This is a genomic window from Pseudovibrio flavus (assembly GCF_009711345.1).
In the GTDB taxonomy this organism is placed as follows: Bacteria; Pseudomonadota; Alphaproteobacteria; order Rhizobiales; family Stappiaceae; genus Pseudovibrio; species Pseudovibrio flavus.
Window position 1 is genome coordinate 58,469 of sequence record NZ_SMMA01000062.1, and the last position, 16,786, is coordinate 75,254.

Below are 16,786 nucleotides of genomic sequence, written 5' to 3' on the forward strand. Positions count from 1 at the left end.
GACCTGATGTATTCCATTGAAATTCACGGCCAGTTCATGGCTGCCCATAGTTTTAAGGGCGATGTATTCGGCCCGGCCCAAGCGCTGCATGGAGCAACGTTTGAGGTGGATGTGGCGCTGTACGCCCCCTCTCTCGATGCCTATGGCATTGTGGCAGATATCGGCAAAGCCTCTCTGGTTCTCAAAGAGATCCTTGATGAGCTGAACTACAAAAACCTCGACGAGATAAACCGCTTTGCTGGCTACAACACCACCACCGAGGTTCTCTGCCACGCCATTTATCAAAGCTATTGCAACGCGGTGTATGAAGGCAGGCTTGGCCGCCCCTCCAATGCTTTTGACCGAGTGCGGATAACCATAGCCGAATCCTCCGTAGCCCGCGCAAGCTTCGAGGCCCCATTGGGCGAGTCACGAAAAGATGTCCGCTGAACGAACGCTATACTTCGTAATACCCGGCGCGCTGGATAGCCCGACAGGCGGGTATGCCTATGACCGGCGGATCATGGCAGAGCTGCGTTTGTTGGGCTGGCATGTAGAGCATGTGAAACTGGGCGATACGTTCCCGCTGTGCGAGATTGCTGATCGCGAGCATGCCCACGCCTGCTTTGCAAAGTTTCCTGATGGGGCAACAGTTCTGGTGGACGGGCTGGCCTTTGGCGTTTTGCCAGAAGTTGCACAAGCCCATTGCGCACGGCTTCGCCTGTTTGCGCTGGTCCATCATCCGCTTTTTATGGAAGAAGGTATCAGCCCTCCTATTGGCGAAGCCTATCGGGCACTAGAACAAAAGGCCCTTAACAACTGCACTGCGGCGATTACCACATCGCGGCAAACAGCAACGACCCTGCGTGAAGTGTTCAATGTTCCGGTTCAAAAGGCATTTGTTGTAGAGCCGGGAACGGACCTGCCGAGCGAGATTTCATCACGATCTGCTAACGGTCATCTCAAATTACTTTGTGTCGGTTCGCTTATTCCGCGAAAAGGACAGATTTTGCTCTTAGAGGCATTAGAGCAACTTCAAAGCTACGATTGGGAGCTACAGCTTGTTGGCTCTCTCGATTTCGACCGTACCTACGCCGAGGACGTTCGAAAGAAGCTTGAACAAAGCGGCTTGGCAAAGAGGGTTTCGATGCTGGGAGCGGTGAACCAACCGCAACTTGATATCCTTTACCGCTGTGCGGATGTTTTCGTGCTGCCCAGTCTTTATGAGGGGTACGGCATGGCATTTACAGAGGCGCTTGCCCATGGCCTGCCCATTATCGCTTCCGGTGAAGGCGCTGTGCGTCAGACCCTTCCTTCAGACGCCTGCCTCTACTTTGAAGCGCGAGATGTGGAAGCGCTGCGCCACCATCTACAACTGATCTTTGAAGACCCTGAAACCCGTATGAGACTTGCCCAAGCTGCGCGGGCCGGCGCGCGCCACCTGCCAACGTGGACAAGCGCTGCACAAAAACTCTCCAAAATACTGGAGGAACCGCAATGAGTGCCTTTTCCAGCATTTGGCTGGACCTTAGATATCCCGTTGATTTAAAAGCACGAAGTAAGGAGTTGGAAGATCAGTATATCGACCATCTTCTTGCCAAGGTCCCCATTGGCAGCACGGTGCATATCGTCGATTTGGGCGCAGGAAACGGGGCCACCTTAAAAGCTATGGCCCATCGCATTCCGCGAGACCAGCTTTGGACGTTGATCGACAATGATGCCTCTCTTCTTGATGATCTAATAGATAAGAAGCGCAGTCTTCCTCGCCACGGTTACGCGTTACATTTATCTCCGTTACAAGTAGACCTTTCGACCTGCCGTCTGACGACGCTGTTTAGCGGCCATGATGGCATAACGACCTCAGCCTTCTTGGACCTTGTTTGTCTTGCATGGCTTGGAAAGCTCGCCCAAGCGATTGCAGAACTCAAACTGCCCTTTCTCGCCAGCCTTACCTATAACGGATTTGCAGAGTGTTCCCCGCAGGACCCGCTGGATGCGGAGATTATTGACGCGGTAAACAGGCACCAGCAACAAGAAAAGGGGTTAGGTTTAGCGCTTGGCCCCGCAGCTGCTCACGAAACCCAAAAGGCATTTTCTTCAAGAGGTTACTCTGTCGAAACAGCTGAATCTGATTGGATAAGCGAGGCAGGTGATCAGCTTTTTCAAAAAGAACTCCTGTCAGGCTGGGCGGTGGCAGCCAAGGAATATGGGGTCGACGCAGCTGAGGTAAACGCGTGGCTTGCTAGGCGACAAAAGCTGATCGACGAGGGCCGCTCAAAAATTCGCGTTGGCCATACTGACCTGCTTGCGCTACCGCCAGAGAGCTAGAGCGAGGAGCCGTTCAAGCCTTTGGGTTTGTTTCGCGTAGATCAAGGTCCAGCAGCACATCGCAGCCAAGGTGATACCAGTTCGCCTTCGGACGTATCGCTTCATCCAGCGTTTGTATCGGGGGGAGCTGAATACCCGTTGGACCAGCTCCTATGATCATCGGCGCGACCATCAAATGCAGCCGGTCAAGAAGCCCTGCAGCGAGGAAGCGAGACAACGTCCAAGCGCCGCCTTCGACAAGTATGCGTTTAAAATCAGAGAGTTTACCTGATAGCTGCTTGCAGCAAAGGCGGCCGTTCTCATCCACGGGCAGCGTTATATGCTCCACACCGGAAGGGTGATTTACCGTTACACCTTCCATTGTCACTACAATGCGCCGTGCGTCATCCGTTTGTAACAGGCGCGCATCTGAAGGCAGTCTTCCCTTGGGATCAATGATGATGCGAGCGGGATTTTGCCCCGAAACCCTACGAACAGTGAGCTGAGGATTATCGCAGATCGCGGTTTCCACGCCGATAATTACCGCATCGCATAGCGCTCTCAAGCAGTGGAGATGGTCGAGCGCTTCAGGGCAGTTAATGTAATAGGAATGACCTGTCTCGGTTGCGATCCGACCATCGACAGACTGGCCTAACTGCCCGATAAAAAACTGCTTTTGCGCCGTGCACAGTGGCGCAAAGGATTGCGGATAGCCTTCAAACTTTGGCGCGACGCTCTCTGTTTGAGCCTGCTTTACAGCCTCCCAAACCAAGGGGGACATGGACCCGCACAAAGCCTGTGCCTGTTGTGATTGTTGATCCATAACCCTTCCTTCCGCCGCATAACTTCCGCTAGGTTAGCCTAGTGGTAACCGAGGATCGGTAGACTGTCGAGGTTTGGAAACTTTGGGGTTTGCTAAATGACAATAAAAAACCCGCCACCAAGAACAAAGAGTGTGTATCCACTCAGCTTGCGCTGGTTTCACTGGATCACTGCGATTTGCGCGATCCTGACTGTGATCGCTGGCATCGCCATGGTGAACATCGAAAGTGGCTACCTACAGAATAACCTCTTTGATTTTCATCGCTCTATGGGGTTTTTCCTGCTCGTTCTTACCGCTGTCAGGCTGCTGTTTCGCCAGTTCATGAAGGTTCCCCCGCTTCCTGATTTTGTTCCCATGTGGCAACGGATTTTGGCGGGCGCTACGCAAACGTTGATGTACGGTATCCTCATCATAACTCCCATAATCGGGTGGTATGCAACGTCTGCCTATGGAGCCAGCATCAAGGTATTTAACCTCTTTACGCTTCCAGCTCTAACGACCCAAAACAGAGGCCTTTCGGAAGTTCTTTTCACCTTCCATACCGGCCTTGGCATCGTATTCGTATGCGCGATTGTCTTGCATATTCTGGGCGCTTTTTATCATCTGCTGTTTTTGCATGATGGCATCTTTCAGCGGATGTGGGGACGCAAAGCAGAAGACAAATAGGTTATCTGTCAAAGAGATAGGGAAGCTCTGACTTCGATTGGATTTCTACTGCGCTGCTTCCGGCAGATCGGCGCTCTGGTCGCCTGCATCCAGCTTTGATGTGTAAAGGAAACGCTTACCACCACACTCACGCGAGAGCTGTGTCAGGGAACTGGCGATGATTATAGAAGCCCCTTCATTCACCTCAGCAATGTTGAGCTCCGAGAGTGGTGTTACATGGATGCTCTGCCCTTCACAGCCGATATTTACCCCAACGACAACGGGTATCTCTGCATCCCTGTAACGCAGAAGCAAGTTCGTTATCTGCGCTGCCTTATCTTTCGCGAGATGAGCGCATAAGGCGTTCATGCCAATGGCGTAATCCCCCTTCAAAGCATGCTCTAGCTTAAGCAAGAAGGCATCAACGCTCTCGTCATTTTCAAGTGCTGGGATGAGGCAAGAGCCCTGCGCAAACGGCGCACCAACGAGGCTTGCAAGAGCCTGTACCTGAGAGATTCCGGGAGCTGCTTTTATCTCAACGCGGCTGGCAGCATCACTCACACCTCCGCAATCTTTGCTCCGGCTGATTAGATCATAAATCAAAGCCGAAACGTTACTTACTCCTGCATCACCGCTGCACACCAGCGCTACATTGTGCCCTTTACCTGCGTGCTCCAGCGCAAAGCTTGCCCGCTCATGTTCAGCACCAGAGGGAAAAACATGTCGCTGCTTACCGCGGATAAGGGGAGCAACTTGATCAAGATGCTTTGCACATCCGACGATTTCATCGGCCTGAGCAAGCCATCTAGAAGCCTCCGGCGTACGCCAGCATTCTTTTCCCGGTCCGATCCCAACAACGCTAAGGCAGCCACGAGCGCGGCCAATTTCTTCGCTATCCAGTGGCTTTGATGCCTGTGCGATTGCCAAGGAGACAGCATCGTTTCTCTGTTTACTGCCGACCAAACGGGAAGAAACACCAGCACCGAGCAAAGCTAAAGCCTCACTAACGCCCTGTTCTAGTTTCCGGTTTTCCTGCCAAGCGGTTCGCTCTTGTTGGGAATAGAACCGTAGCGGCAGGTGGAGCTTTTCTGATAGCTCATTGATCGCTGCGTTATCTGCTAGCTTCTCGTCCATAACGATTGCAGCGACTGCTCCTATGGCGAAGCGCTCTGCTTCCAATGCCTTTAGAACGGCGAGTTCCAGTTCAGCTATACCTACACCCTCTTCAACATCTAGCCCCAAGACAAGAGTATGAGGGTAATAAATCAAGCGCCCCTCACATGGCGTCTCAACGTACTCAGATGCGACCAACTCGATGTCAGCATCGCTTGTAAGCGGCAGACTACTCTCGCTAATCCAGTCGCATTCACCCCGCAAAACAGCCGTTTCGCCAGCTTGAAGCCGCGCCATTACACCTTTCGCATCCCGCGGATTCGCTAATGTCCATCCATGCGGAGGTTCGTTAAGCGCTATCCCGCAAACAGCTTCTCCTGCACTGGTGAGTGCAGCATAACTTTCCAACCCCTCGGCGATTTTCCGTGCCAGAGCGTTGGCTCCGTGGTGCCCTCCAAGCAGCGGGACCACACACTCTCCATCTTCAGAGATGGCTAGAACAGGCGGTTCAACAGCCTTATCACCAAGGTCGGGCGCAAGAGCGCGTATGAGCGAAGATGCGCCGCATATGCCGATAATCGGCGTCTCGGCTTCATAAAGGTCCTGCAAATGGATGGAAAGGTCATGAAAGCTGATGTGGTAATCGACAACCGGAAGCTTGGAACGCCGCGAATACCCATGGATCAACGCCCCTTCAAAAAGGGCAGAAACTATTCGGGCAACTGGCAAAGCTGATGGGCTAACAACGATAATTACAGGGGCAGAAACCATAGACCTCTCCCTTAGTTGTCGGCGTATTCGGCCAAGCCTTGGCGCATTTCACGCGCCCATCGCCACTACAAGCAAGATAAGCAATAGGTTTTCAGCGTTCCTTGTGCTGGCTCAATTACTTGCATAGCAAAAGCCGAAGCGGAACGCATATCCGCACCTTCTAGGTGGTCGAACCATGCATCTGAAAAGCTAAACTAGAACACTCGTGAGCCGGTTCTACCCTATTATCACTGCAACAAGGTCGCATATTTGCGAGCGAAAACAGGTCCATAATTTCTTACCGCCTGTGTAGTATGAACCCTATACGGGAAGGCGTATCGAGATTCGCCAATCCGCTGTCATAGCTAATCAGTGTCACAAGCGTGCTGCTTCCAAAAACAGGGGCCTGACCATGAAGAAAGAGCTTATCCTTACCGTTGTTGCTTCCGACCAACCCGGCCGCGTAAGCGAAATCAGCCGCGTTATTGCAGAAAATGATGGTAGCTGGGTAGACAGCGCGATGGCTCGTCTAGGCGGTCAGTTTGCCGGTGTTTTGCGCGTTGGTGTTCCGGCGGCAAGTGTAGCCAAACTTGAAGAAGGGCTAGCAGGTCTTGCCGCTTCGGGTATAGCGGTAACAGTTCAAGAGCACGGCGAGGAAAAAGCGCCGGAGGGTGCGATTGCAAGCCTCTCCATCGTTGGGCAGGATCAACCGGGCATGGTCAGCAGCGTTGCTGGTATACTGGAGCGTTTCCACGTCAACATCGAAGCGCTGGACAGCCGTGTAGAACCGGGCTCTATGAGCGGTGAGATGTACTTTAAAGCAAGTGCCCGTATTGTTCTTCCTCCACAAATGGATATAGAGGTGCTGACTGCTGCGCTGGAAGGAATTGCCGGTGACATCATGATCGAAATTGAGATGGAAACGGGCTCACCTATGCTGAGCTGATGCCGTTTCGAGATCATGCTGTTCTCTTTGTTCTACTAGCGTAGTTTCCCATATAGCTGATAGTCTCATGTGAGCGAGACTTTTTAAGAACCCCTGATTTTCAGCCGACAGAGGACAGCATGGCTCAAACGGAAGATTCAACGCGGCTTGCGCTGCGTGGACACGTTATTCAGTTCAGCGGCAATCCATTTTGCGAAAAGCCGGAAAGCGCGATTACAGACTGGTCCGACGGCCTTGTAGTTATTGAAAATGGCGTGATCACACAGGTAGGTAACGCGCAGGACCTGTTGCCGACACTGCCGGAAGGAACCCAAGTTGACCACCATAAAGACCGGTTCATTTTGCCGGGCTTTGTTGACTGTCATGTACACTATCCGCAGATCGAGGTTATTGCCTCTTACGGCACTCAGCTGCTGGAATGGCTGAACAAGTACACCTTCCCTGCCGAATCCAAGTTCTTTGATGAAGACTATGCCCGTCGCGCAGCGCAGATCTACTTCAAAGAAAACCTCAAGAACGGCATTACCTCCGCTTCTGTTTACTGCACCATCCACCCGGAAAGCGTGAACGCGCTGTTCGAAACCGCAGAAACCTACAATGCCCGTATGGTTGCCGGTAAGGTGATGATGGACCGTCACGCGCCGGACACACTGCTCGATACCGCCCAGACCGGCTACGACCAGTCCAAGGCGTTGATCGAGAAGTGGCATGGCAAGGGCCGCGCTGTTTATTCCATCACGCCGCGCTTTGCGCCAACCTCCACTCCGGCTCAGCTGGAAGCGGCCGGTGCGCTATGGAAAGAACACCCAACCGTTCGCCTGCAGACCCACACCTCTGAAAACAAGAAAGAGCTTTTGTGGGTTAAAGAGCTGTTCCCAGAACACCCTGACTATGTGGGCGTTTATGAGCACTACGGCCTGCTGGGCAAGGGGGCAGTGCTGGGCCACGGCATCTACATGAACGAGCGTGAAGTTGCGACCATTCACGAAACCGGCACCGCGATTGCTCACTGCCCGACCTCCAACACCTTTGTTGGTTCTGGCCTGTTCAACGTGAAGGCAAGCCAGTTCGGGACTAAGCCTTTCACCGTTGGTCTGGCAACCGACACCGGCGGCGGTTCCACGTTCTCCATGTTGCAGACCATGCGCTGTGCCTATGAAGTTGCGCACCTACAGGGCATCGTTTTGCACCCTGCGCAGGCTTATTACATGGCGACAGTTGGCTCTGCCCAGTCTCTGTGCCTTGAAGACAAAATCGGCAACATCAAGCCGGGTATGGAAGCGGACATCACCGTGATTGATCCGGTTTCCACCCCGCTCATTGCCAACCGCATGTCTTACGCAACTGAGCTGACAGAAGCGCTCTTCATCCAGATGATTTTGGGTGACGACCGTGCAATTGCCGCCACATACATTGGCGGCAAGCAGGTCTACAACAAAGACGAAGCATAAGCCTATTAGGCCTAGAGGGCGGCGTTACTGACCGAACGCCGCTCCTTCCCTTCTTGGGTCCACACCGGCGATAAGCCCTTCCGGCGTAATCATAATGCCATGCAGACCGGAGTTGAGATCGCGGATATTGGTTTTGTAGCCAAGCTCCTGCAGCGGTGCCTCAAGCTCTTCTGCCCACGTGCCTTTTTCCAGATCATAGGTTCCAAAACGATTGACCAGATGAGGCATGTCGATTGCCTCCTGCAATCCCATTTCCCAATCCAGCACCGCAATTAGCGTCGTGGCGACGTAGCCGATGATACGGCTTCCACCCGGCGAACCGATTGCGAGGAACGGCTTACCGTCTTTCATCACGATTGTTGGTGCCATAGATGAGCGTGGGCGTTTACCCGGCTCTACACGATTGGCAATTGGATTACCGTTTTTATGGGTGCGGAAGGAAAAGTCCGTCAGCTCGTTATTGAGCAGGAAGCCGTTGGTCATGAGGCGAGAGCCGAAACCGTTCTCAATTGTGGTGGTCATGGACACCACGTTGCCCTCAGCATCAACAATGGAGAAGTGGCTGGTAGATGGCAGTTCGATGCTCTCATCATCGGCAAGCATCATGGCATGATCCCATGTCGGGGTGCCCGGCACGACCTCGCTTTGCGGCAATGCTGTTTGCCCTTCCAAGAATACCGAGCGCTCATCCAGATAGTCTTCGCTTACCAACCCCTTTGTTGGCATTGGAACGTAGTCACTGTCTGCCATGTAGCGACCACGGTCAGCGAATGCCAAACGAGAGGCATCGCCAATCACCCGCCACGTTTGAGCCGCCTTGGCAGCGTCACTCTCAAGGTCATAAGGCTCTGTTAGACCTAGGATTTGGGCAACGGTAAGAGCACCTGATGACGGCGGCCCCATGCCGCAAACCTCATATTCTTCGTAGGAGGTACAAACAGGATCGCGCTGAATCACATGGTAGTTTGCAAGGTCATTCAAGGCCAGAACACCCGGATTGCCTTCAGCGGTCTGAACGGTCTTTACGATATCCTCGGCAACCTTGCCCTTGTAGAACGCATCTGGACCGAAGTTGGCAACTTCAATCAAAGTCTGCGCATAAGCTGGGTTTTTCAGTACATGGCCAACCGGTAGCGGCTTACCTTCAAGGAAGAAATAGTCCTGCGTGGACTTGAAGCGGGACAGCCTGTCTTTATCGCGTGTAATCAGCTGGTTAAGGCGAGGCGAAACCTCAAAGCCTTCCTGCGCCAATATCGCGGCAGGCTCCACCACTCTTGCCCACGGAAGTTTGCCGTATTTGGCGTGGGTGTCATGGATAAGACGCATAGTTCCCGGAGTACCGACAGAGCGGCCACCCACGACAGCATCCCAGAACTTGAGCGGCTCGCCGTCATCGTTCTGGAAGAGCGTTGGCGTTGCAGCCATTGGCGCGGTTTCGCGGCCATCATAACTGGTAATCTCACCAGCAACGGCATCATAGTACATAAGGAAAGCACCGCCGCCGATGCCGGAAGATTGAGGCTCTACCAAGCCGAGAGTGAGCTGAACGGCGACCATCGCATCAATGGCGTTGCCTCCAGCTTTTAGAATTTCAAAGCCCGCCATAGAAGCGTATGGGTTTGCTGCCACCACCATGAACTCTTTGGCAGAGGTTACAGGTGCTTGCTGTAGGCTCGTCGCCGCTTCTGGTGCGACGGAATCAGCTGCTTCTTGAGATGACGCAACACTGACCGTTCCCAAAAGAACAGATAGACAAACCAGTGATCTAAGAGAAAAGAATCTATTCCAGTCCAGCACAGCCCTGCCTCCCCGCGATTTGTACCATCGCGAATACTTACAGCTTTATTGCCGTTTGCAAAGACCAGATTATTTAAAGAAAAAAGACGGAAGCTGCAAAGCCCCGCCTCCTACAAAGATTTATAAACGTTACGGAACAAGGCAGACCTTTTCTTCACCGGGGGCAGATTCACAGCAGATCCATTCAGTCATGCCTGCGCTGCACTCATCGTCACCCACTGTTTTTCGAAAACAGATCTTATCTGCATCAAACTTCACACGCTCATCGCGCTCCAAATCAGCATAAGCGCGAGCGGGACCGTTGGGTGCGTTGGCGCCCACGGTAACTTCGATTTTGCAGATGCGCGGATTGGCGACCTCAAGATAAATCGGCCCAGCTGAAGCTACTGAGGCGCTGAACAAGAGCACCAGACCGGAAGCGAGCAGTTTGATTGTTCTGTTTTTTGTCATTTCACCACCCTTTGAAAGCAATAGCGTTAGGCTATTGATACACACAAGGTCGGTGGCCATGACAGCAAACAGGCGTTTTATGGCTTCGAAAGCGCTCCGATTTACGTGCAGTTTTAATGATCACTGATCGCCGGTCCAACGGCCCAATGCAGGGCCAGGGTCGATGCCAAGGCATGAAACGGCACGAGCGGCGATTTCCAGCGTCAGCGCTTCAAACTCTGTCTTACCACTATAAAACGAAGGAACAGGCGGGCAGATGATACCGCCCATTTGCGTCACCTTCACCATAGCTTCCAAATGGCCAAGGTGAAGCGGCGCCTCACGCGGGGCAATCACCAGCTTGCGGCGCTCTTTCAGTGTTACATCGGCTGCGCGAGTCAGCAGATTGTCGCTGAAACTGTAGGCAACAGCGGACAATGTGCGCATGGAGCATGGGGTAATGATCATACCGCTGGTGCGAAACGTGCCGCTGGCTATGGCGGCCATCATGTTATCAGGTGCGTAAGTAACCTCAGCCAACGCGGTGAGTTGGTCGAGCCCGTTCGCACCTAGCTCATGGGTGATGGTCGCGTTTGCCCCTTTGGAATAGACAAGGTGGGCGCCCTGCCCAACCGCCTTTAAAATTTCCAGTGTCTTGAGAGCCAAAACAGCGCCGGACGCGCCACTCACGCCGACGATAACAGGATCAGCCATTGTTTTCCGGCTCCGTTGTTTTCTTCGTTAAGCCATCGGGGAACAGCTCGCTCCAACGCTCATCAACCTTGGTGATGATATCCTGCGGCATGATAATGGTCTGCGCCCATTCGCGGGAGGTTTCAGTGCCGATTTTGGTGGTCGCATCGATTCCCAGCTTGCCGCCGAGCCCTTCCAGCGGAGAAGAAAAATCAAGCGTATCAACTGGCGTTCTGTCCAGCACCACCAAATCGCGAGCCGGATCCATACGGGTCGCAACGGCCCACATGACATCGCTCCAGCTTCGGCAATCAATGTCTTCGTCGACGGTGATGATCATCTTGGTCATGGTGAACTGCGGCAGCAAAGACCACATGCCCATCATCACGCGGCGGGCCTGCCCGGCGTATGACTTCTTGATCTTCAAAACCGCGATACGGTAGGAGCACGCCTCCGGCGGCAGCCAAAGGTCGATTACCTCAGGCAATTGCTGTTTGAGAAGCGGCAGGAATACATCGTTCATCGCCTCGGAAAGAACTGCCGGTTCATCTGGCGCACGGCCTGTGAAGGTGCTCATGTAAACTGGGTCTTTCTTTGCTCTGATGGTGTCGATCTTGAAAACCGGAAAATCTTCTGGTGCGTTGTAGTAGCCGGTATGATCGCCAAATGGCCCTTCCTCGGCGACTTCTGTCGGTTCTGCATAGCCCTCCAGCACGATCTCCGCGCTTGCTGGAATATGCAGCGGAATATCCTTGCACGGGATAAGCGTTGGGCGCTTTCCTGCCAGCATACCGGCAAGGGTAAGCTCTGTGACTTGAGACGGGGTCGGGATGACACCTGCCAAAATGGTGGCGGGGTCTGCACCGATCACCACCGCTACTGGCATCTTCTCGCCAAGAGCCGCCCATTGGCGGTGATGCGCTGCGCCGCCGCGCATGGAAAGCCAGCGCAGAATGGCCCTGTCCTTGCCAATTGGCTGCACGCGGTAGATGCCCAGATTGTATTTAGAGGGATCGTCTTTACCCGGCGGGCGCGTGATGACGATACCCCATGTGATAAGCGGCCCGACATCTTCAGCCCAGCAGGTTTGCACCGGTAATTGGCGCAGGTCACACGGCAATTCAACGAGATCACCGTTACCCTTGCTCAGTTTAGGGCGCGCATTCCACGCAGCTTGAGCGACGGGGATCTTCTCCCAAATGCCTTTCAAGCCCTCCGGCGGCGTTGGCGAGCGCAAGTAAGCCATGAACTCACCCAGCTTGGTCAGCTCATCGACACCGCACCCCAGCCCCATAGCGACGCGCTCACGCGTGCCGAAGACATTAGTGACAACAGGCATAACCGGCTGAACATCGCCCAGTGCTACAGGCCGGTCAAACTGCAAAACCGGTCCACCTTGCGCAATCACGCGGCGATGAACTTCGGTCATTTCAACATGCAGCGAGACAGGCGCGGCGACGTTGCAAAGAGTCCCTTCTGCCCTCAGGTGAGCAAGAAAGCTTTTTAGACTTGGGAAAGAAGGTTGTGAACGCTTGTACATTTACCGCCTTGGCCTGCGAATTTATCTACCAGCAGATTTGCAGGTCTTTTTGTCTTTTTTGGATTTAGTGCCTCGTACGTCCTTGATTTGCATCAATGAAGCTGCGCCTTACACCTCCTACCGCTGTTATTGATCTAGGAGATTTCACAGATGAACCAACAGCGCGAACGAGGATCTCTTCCTCCGCTCTTTTCCGGGGCGTTACGTTTAGTCCCGCCACCGCCCCTCGGCTTTGTTCTTACCCGTGCTGTTCGTCGTCTTGCTGTACAAAGGCCAGACCTGTTTGAACGGCTGGACGTTTACCGTCACGCCCACTTTATCATCGACCCGATCGACATTCCGCATGTGTTCCGTCTCATCCCTAACGGTGAGCACGCGACCGTGGAAATGATCGCCCGCAGCAAATGCCCGAAAGGCACTGCAAAGATCAGCGGCCCGCTGGTTGTTCTGCTTGGTCTGGTTGATGGCACCTATGACGGCGATGCGGTGTTCTTCACCCGCGATCTGGTGATTGAAGGCGATACGGACGCGGTACTGGCCCTGCGCAACACCATGGAAGAGGCGGACTTAACGCCTGCCGAACTGCTCGGCTTCAAAGGTGATCTGCGCGATAAACTCGATACCGTTACCCAAAAGGGCCTTGGTGCGCTGCGCAGGCAGCTGAATGCACCGGAAGCCTACTGATTTCTATTCGTTTCCCTTGGAAAGCTCGGAAGATACATGTCTGAAAACACTTTAAAGAGCACTCAGTCTTTGGAGCTTGTGTGCCCGGCAGGAACCCCTGCTGCCATGAAGGCAGCGGTGGAAGCTGGTGCACACTCGGTCTATTGCGGCTTCAGAAATGAAACCAACGCCCGTAACTTTCCGGGTTTGAACTTTTCCGAGCGCGAGCTGAACCAAGGCGTAAAGCTGGCTCGTTCCAAAGGCACCAAGGTGCTTGTCGCGGTAAACACCTTTGCCCGCGCTGGCGATGTGAGCCTATGGACAAAAGCTGTTGATGCTGTTGCTGCATCCGGCGCCCATGCCATTATCGCTGCCGATATCGCCGTGCTGGACTATGCCGCGACTCACCACCCGGACCTGCGCCTGCATCTTTCTGTTCAGGCTGCGGCTGCAACGCCAGAAGCGATCAACTTTTATGAAGAGACCTTCAACGTACAGCGCGTCGTGCTACCGCGTGTGATGTCCGTTGAAGAGATCGAACGTCTCAACAAAGAGATCAACGTTGAAACCGAGGTGTTCGTGTTTGGCGGACTGTGCGTGATGACAGAGGGCCGATGCGCTCTATCTTCTTATGCCACCGGAAAATCACCAAACCTCACCGGCGTTTGCTCACCTCCGGGCGACGTTTCTTACGACGATGAAGGCGGCAACCTTCATGCACGCCTTGGCGGCTTTACCATTGACCGCTTTGAAAACGGCGAAGCTGCAGGCTACCCAACCCTTTGCAAAGGCCGTTTCAACGCGCAGGGCTCTACTTCCTACCTCTTTGAGGATCCAGTCAGCCTTAACGCAGCCGCTCTTCTGCCTCGTCTGAAAAAGGCTGGCGTAACAGCACTGAAAATTGAAGGCCGCCAGCGCGGTAAGGCCTACATCTCGCAGGTGGTGAAAGCCTTCCGCGCAGCAGTTGATGCGCTTGATGAGGGCCGAGATGCACAGCAGGAGGTTTCTGCAATGCTTGCAGCCATGACCGAAGGTGGCCGCGAAACCACCGGCGCTTACAAGAAAATCTGGCGATAGAGGCACCATGAACGCTCTTGAACTCTCTCTTGGACCGGTTTTCTTCAACTGGCCTAATGAAAAGCTCGTCGAATTCTACGCCCGCATGGCTGATGAATCCGACTTCGACCGTATTTACGTTGGTGAAGTGATCTGCGGTAAACGCTTGCCGTTTTCCGACAAGGTCTGGCCGGAAATTATCGAGCGTCTGCTTGGTGCTGGTAAAGAGGTGGTGCTTTCCACCATGGCGCTGCCGGTGACGACCCGTGACCGTAAATCCATCGCCGGCCTTTGTGAGATGGACCTAAAAGTCGAAGTGAACGACATCAACGGTCTTGCCCGCCGCTCTGGCCAGCCCTTTGTGGCTGGTCCGTTTATGAACGTCTACAACGAAGGCGCGGCGCTGGCGCTGCAAAAGCGCGGCATGGAAACCCTGTGCCCACCGGTCGAGCTACCACTTAGCTCTATTGAGATCATTGCAAAGGCATTGCCTGAGCTGACCATTGAGCTGTTCGCGTTTGGCCGTCTGCCGCTTGCTGTGTCCGGTCGTTGCTATCACGCCCGTGCCCACAAGCTTCACAAGGACAGCTGCCAGTTCGTGTGTGACCAAGATCCAGACGGAATGGACGTAACCACGCTGGACAATCAGCAGTTCCTCTCTGCCAATGGCATCCAGACCCTGTCGCACAGCGTTCAGGCTGTTACGCTTTCCCCTGACGAACTGCGAGCCAAGGGCATTGGCCGTCTGCGTCTTTCCCCGCATTCTGTCGACATGATTGCGGTAAACAAGATCTACCGTGATCTAGTGAACGGTAAGATCGACGGCGAAGAAGCACAGGCTCGTCTTTCAGAACTGCCTTTGCCGGGCAAGCTGGCAAACGGTTATCTGGGTGGCAAGCCCGGCCATGTTTGGGCCGCGGAATAACAAATCTTCTCAAAAAGCCGCCGCATCCAACCGGCGGCTTTTTTATAGGCCCTGCCACCACAATGTAGCCGCGGCAATGGCGATATAACGCGCTGCTTTGCCAACGGTGACCAGCACGAGAAAGATCGGTAGGCGAACCCGCAACGCACCAGCAACAACGGTGAGCGGATCGCCCACGATGGGCAGCCATGCAAACAGCAGCGAGTATTTGCCGTATTGCCCGAACCAGCCAATCGCCTTGTCGTAATGCTTCTCTGATACCGGAAACCAGCGGCGCCCCTTGAAGTGGCTTAAAAACGCACCGCAGTACCAGTTGAACAGCGAGCCGAGCACATTGCCTAGTGTCACCGCGCACAGGAGCAGGATCACCGAGCCCTTCTCCAAGGCCAGCAGCGCGACCAGCGCCGCTTCAGAAGACCCCGGCAGTAGGGTTGCGGACAAGAACGCGGTGAGTGTTAGGCCCAGATATAGGCCAAGATCGACAGGCATAAAACAGCAACTCAAAACAATGGTGGCGCACGCAAGCGCGAGCGCTGCATTCCTCTAACAAGCTCTTAGTTGCGGAACAACCAAAGAAGCGCTTGATTTTAGGAGGCCTCCTGCAATAACCGTAATATATCAGAATGAGAGCAAGGGTAAGTTATGGGCGTGAATGGAGAAATTTCCGTCATCGACATGCACACAGGTGGAGAACCTCTGCGTATCGTAACCAGCGGATATCCGCCGATTAAAGGCGACAGCATTCTGGAAAAGCGCCGCTACGCCCGCGAGTACCTTGATGATTACCGCCGCTTTTTGATGTTTGAACCACGTGGCCACTACGACATGTACGGCGCTATTTTGGTTCCGACCACGCTGCCTACTGCCGACTTCGGTGTTTTGTTCATTCACAACGAGGGTTACAGCACCATGTGCGGCCATGCGGTGATTGCCCTTGGCCGCTACGCCATTGACCATGGCCTCGTTGAAAAACAAGAACCTATCACGCGCGTTGGCATCGAGTGCCCGTGTGGATTGGTTGAAGCGTTTGTGGAAGTGAAAGACGGTATTGCCGGTGCTGTGTCGTTCCGCTCCGTACCGGCTTTTCTCCATAGCGGCGATGTTCAGGTGGAGCCGGAAGGTTTTTCACCAATTACCGTTGACGTTGCCTATGGCGGTGCCTTCTACGGCCTTGCCAATGCTGCTGATTTTGGACTTGATGTTCGCACCTCCCGCACCCGCGATCTTGTTGATGCGGCTAATGCGGTGAGCGATGCCATCAACAAGACCATTAAGCTACACCACCCTGATGACGATGATTTGGCATATCTTTATGGAACGATCCTGACTGATGGGCGGGATATCTATAGCGATGAGTCAACCGCCAATATCTGCGTGTTTGCCGCATCTCAGGTGGACCGTAGCCCGACCGGATCGGGTGTGACGGCACGTCTTGCAGCCCAAGCTGCCAAAGGTCTTATCGATGTTGGCCAGCCGCGCACTTTTGAAAGCTGCATAGGCACCACCTTCAAAGGAACCGTTGCTGAGCAAACCACCTGCGGGCAGTTTCCGGCTGTTGTTGTGGAGGTATCCGGCAGCGCTAATTACTCCGGCAAGGCCACCTTCTGGAAAGAGGAAGGCGACAGCGTGGGAGCGGGCTTCCTGTTGCGTTAGGTTTATCAACACACAA

At 54.0% G+C, this 16,786-nt stretch carries 17 protein-coding genes; 10 read left to right on the top strand and 7 right to left on the bottom strand.

Going from position 1 to position 16,786, the window contains the following annotated elements; all coding sequences use genetic code 11:
* The first annotated feature begins 6 nt into the window (after positions 1–6).
* From E1162_RS10650 to E1162_RS10660, 3 genes are read left to right on the top strand one after another with little or no spacing between them, the layout of a single operon-like run.
* Entirely contained in the window at positions 7–429 is a 423-nt protein-coding gene (locus E1162_RS10650) for a 6-pyruvoyl trahydropterin synthase family protein (protein WP_155130519.1), read from the top strand.
* Positions 419–1,480 carry a glycosyltransferase family 4 protein gene (locus E1162_RS10655; protein ID WP_155130521.1) on the top strand — a complete coding sequence of 354 codons (1,062 nt, stop codon included), beginning with the start codon at positions 419–421 and terminating at the stop codon, positions 1,478–1,480. The genes E1162_RS10650 and E1162_RS10655 overlap by 11 nt, the downstream gene beginning before the upstream one ends.
* The gene (locus tag E1162_RS10660; RefSeq protein ID WP_155130524.1) at positions 1,477–2,307 is read left to right on the top strand and encodes a class I SAM-dependent methyltransferase; all 831 of its coding nucleotides are present in this window, start codon (positions 1,477–1,479) and stop codon (positions 2,305–2,307) included. The genes E1162_RS10655 and E1162_RS10660 overlap by 4 nt, the downstream gene beginning before the upstream one ends.
* 13 nt (positions 2,308–2,320) lie before the next feature.
* On the opposite strand, the gene E1162_RS10665 is transcribed toward E1162_RS10660, so the two are convergent.
* Complete coding sequence (locus E1162_RS10665; protein WP_155130527.1) at positions 2,321–3,109, bottom strand: RibD family protein; 789 nt, start codon at positions 3,107–3,109, stop codon at positions 2,321–2,323.
* Positions 3,110–3,205: 96 nt separating this feature from the next.
* Between E1162_RS10665 and E1162_RS10670 the strand changes: the two genes are divergently transcribed.
* On the top strand, positions 3,206–3,775 hold the full coding sequence (locus E1162_RS10670) for a cytochrome b (RefSeq protein ID WP_155130529.1): 570 nt from the start codon (positions 3,206–3,208) through the stop codon (positions 3,773–3,775).
* Between the two features lie 45 nt (positions 3,776–3,820).
* Here E1162_RS10670 and E1162_RS10675 read toward each other — a convergent pair whose 3' ends face one another.
* On the bottom strand, positions 3,821–5,638 hold the full coding sequence (locus E1162_RS10675; protein WP_155130531.1) for a cobalamin biosynthesis protein: 1,818 nt from the start codon (positions 5,636–5,638) through the stop codon (positions 3,821–3,823).
* A gap of 391 nt (positions 5,639–6,029) precedes the next feature.
* Between E1162_RS10675 and E1162_RS10680 the strand changes: the two genes are divergently transcribed.
* Together E1162_RS10680 and guaD are read left to right on the top strand one after the other, a co-directional pair.
* Positions 6,030–6,563: a glycine cleavage system transcriptional repressor gene (locus E1162_RS10680; RefSeq protein ID WP_155130534.1), complete on the top strand. Its 534-nt coding sequence runs from the start codon at positions 6,030–6,032 to the stop codon at positions 6,561–6,563.
* 119 nt (positions 6,564–6,682) lie between these two features.
* Positions 6,683–8,014, top strand: a complete 1,332-nt coding sequence (gene guaD, locus E1162_RS10685) for a guanine deaminase (protein WP_155130535.1) — start codon at positions 6,683–6,685, stop codon at positions 8,012–8,014.
* A gap of 24 nt (positions 8,015–8,038) precedes the next feature.
* Here the strand turns inward: guaD and ggt are convergent, their stop codons facing one another.
* The 4 genes from ggt to E1162_RS10705 all read right to left on the bottom strand — a co-directional run bounded on the left by ggt (position 8,039) and on the right by E1162_RS10705 (position 12,473).
* Positions 8,039–9,811 (bottom strand): gamma-glutamyltransferase, encoded by a 1,773-nt coding sequence (gene ggt / locus E1162_RS10690; protein WP_371311900.1) that lies wholly within the window; start codon positions 9,809–9,811, stop codon positions 8,039–8,041.
* Between the two features lie 129 nt (positions 9,812–9,940).
* Positions 9,941–10,261, bottom strand: coding sequence for a hypothetical protein (locus E1162_RS10695; protein WP_155130537.1), 321 nt, complete (start codon positions 10,259–10,261; stop codon positions 9,941–9,943).
* Between the two features lie 120 nt (positions 10,262–10,381).
* A complete protein-coding gene (locus tag E1162_RS10700; RefSeq protein WP_155130539.1) occupies positions 10,382–10,954 on the bottom strand; it encodes a UbiX family flavin prenyltransferase in 573 nt (190 codons plus the stop codon).
* A complete protein-coding gene (locus tag E1162_RS10705; protein WP_155130541.1) occupies positions 10,947–12,473 on the bottom strand; it encodes a UbiD family decarboxylase in 1,527 nt (508 codons plus the stop codon). Before E1162_RS10705 ends, E1162_RS10700 begins: the two co-directional genes overlap by 8 nt.
* A 150-nt stretch (positions 12,474–12,623) precedes the next feature.
* On the opposite strand from E1162_RS10705, the gene ubiT reads away from it, so the two are divergent.
* The 3 genes from ubiT (at position 12,624) to ubiV (ending at position 15,117) form a co-directional block, all read left to right on the top strand.
* The gene (ubiT, locus tag E1162_RS10710) at positions 12,624–13,157 is read left to right on the top strand and encodes a ubiquinone anaerobic biosynthesis accessory factor UbiT (protein WP_155130543.1); all 534 of its coding nucleotides are present in this window, start codon (positions 12,624–12,626) and stop codon (positions 13,155–13,157) included.
* A gap of 69 nt (positions 13,158–13,226) precedes the next feature.
* Positions 13,227–14,213, top strand: coding sequence for a ubiquinone anaerobic biosynthesis protein UbiU (gene ubiU / locus E1162_RS10715; RefSeq protein WP_442587042.1), 987 nt, complete (start codon positions 13,227–13,229; stop codon positions 14,211–14,213).
* 7 nt (positions 14,214–14,220) lie between these two features.
* Positions 14,221–15,117: a ubiquinone anaerobic biosynthesis protein UbiV gene (ubiV, locus tag E1162_RS10720; RefSeq protein ID WP_155130547.1), complete on the top strand. Its 897-nt coding sequence runs from the start codon at positions 14,221–14,223 to the stop codon at positions 15,115–15,117.
* 42 nt (positions 15,118–15,159) lie between these two features.
* Here ubiV and E1162_RS10725 read toward each other — a convergent pair whose 3' ends face one another.
* Entirely contained in the window at positions 15,160–15,606 is a 447-nt protein-coding gene (locus tag E1162_RS10725) for a YqaA family protein (protein WP_155130549.1), read from the bottom strand.
* A gap of 153 nt (positions 15,607–15,759) precedes the next feature.
* On the opposite strand from E1162_RS10725, the gene E1162_RS10730 reads away from it, so the two are divergent.
* Positions 15,760–16,770, top strand: coding sequence for a proline racemase family protein (locus E1162_RS10730; RefSeq protein WP_257098909.1), 1,011 nt, complete (start codon positions 15,760–15,762; stop codon positions 16,768–16,770).
* The last annotated feature ends 16 nt before the right edge of the window (positions 16,771–16,786 follow it).

Bases quoted from the DNA above. Each gene is read 5' to 3' on its own strand.
- E1162_RS10675 (WP_155130531.1), bottom strand. From the start codon at position 5,638: ATGGTTTCTGCCCCTGTAATTATCGTTGTTAGCCCATCAGCTTTGCCA.
- E1162_RS10700 (WP_155130539.1), bottom strand. From the start codon at position 10,954: ATGGCTGATCCTGTTATCGTCGGCGTGAGTGGCGCGTCCGGCGCTGTT.
- E1162_RS10670 (WP_155130529.1), top strand. From the start codon at position 3,206: ATGACAATAAAAAACCCGCCACCAAGAACAAAGAGTGTGTATCCACTC.
- E1162_RS10705 (WP_155130541.1), bottom strand. From the start codon at position 12,473: ATGTACAAGCGTTCACAACCTTCTTTCCCAAGTCTAAAAAGCTTTCTT.
- E1162_RS10730 (WP_257098909.1), top strand. From the start codon at position 15,760: ATGGGCGTGAATGGAGAAATTTCCGTCATCGACATGCACACAGGTGGA.
- E1162_RS10665 (WP_155130527.1), bottom strand. From the start codon at position 3,109: ATGGATCAACAATCACAACAGGCACAGGCTTTGTGCGGGTCCATGTCC.
- E1162_RS10695 (WP_155130537.1), bottom strand. From the start codon at position 10,261: ATGACAAAAAACAGAACAATCAAACTGCTCGCTTCCGGTCTGGTGCTC.
- E1162_RS10660 (WP_155130524.1), top strand. From the start codon at position 1,477: ATGAGTGCCTTTTCCAGCATTTGGCTGGACCTTAGATATCCCGTTGAT.
- E1162_RS10725 (WP_155130549.1), bottom strand. From the start codon at position 15,606: ATGCCTGTCGATCTTGGCCTATATCTGGGCCTAACACTCACCGCGTTC.
- ubiT (WP_155130543.1), top strand. From the start codon at position 12,624: ATGAACCAACAGCGCGAACGAGGATCTCTTCCTCCGCTCTTTTCCGGG.
- E1162_RS10655 (WP_155130521.1), top strand. From the start codon at position 419: ATGTCCGCTGAACGAACGCTATACTTCGTAATACCCGGCGCGCTGGAT.
- E1162_RS10650 (WP_155130519.1), top strand. From the start codon at position 7: ATGTATTCCATTGAAATTCACGGCCAGTTCATGGCTGCCCATAGTTTT.
- E1162_RS10680 (WP_155130534.1), top strand. From the start codon at position 6,030: ATGAAGAAAGAGCTTATCCTTACCGTTGTTGCTTCCGACCAACCCGGC.
- ubiV (WP_155130547.1), top strand. From the start codon at position 14,221: ATGAACGCTCTTGAACTCTCTCTTGGACCGGTTTTCTTCAACTGGCCT.
- guaD (WP_155130535.1), top strand. From the start codon at position 6,683: ATGGCTCAAACGGAAGATTCAACGCGGCTTGCGCTGCGTGGACACGTT.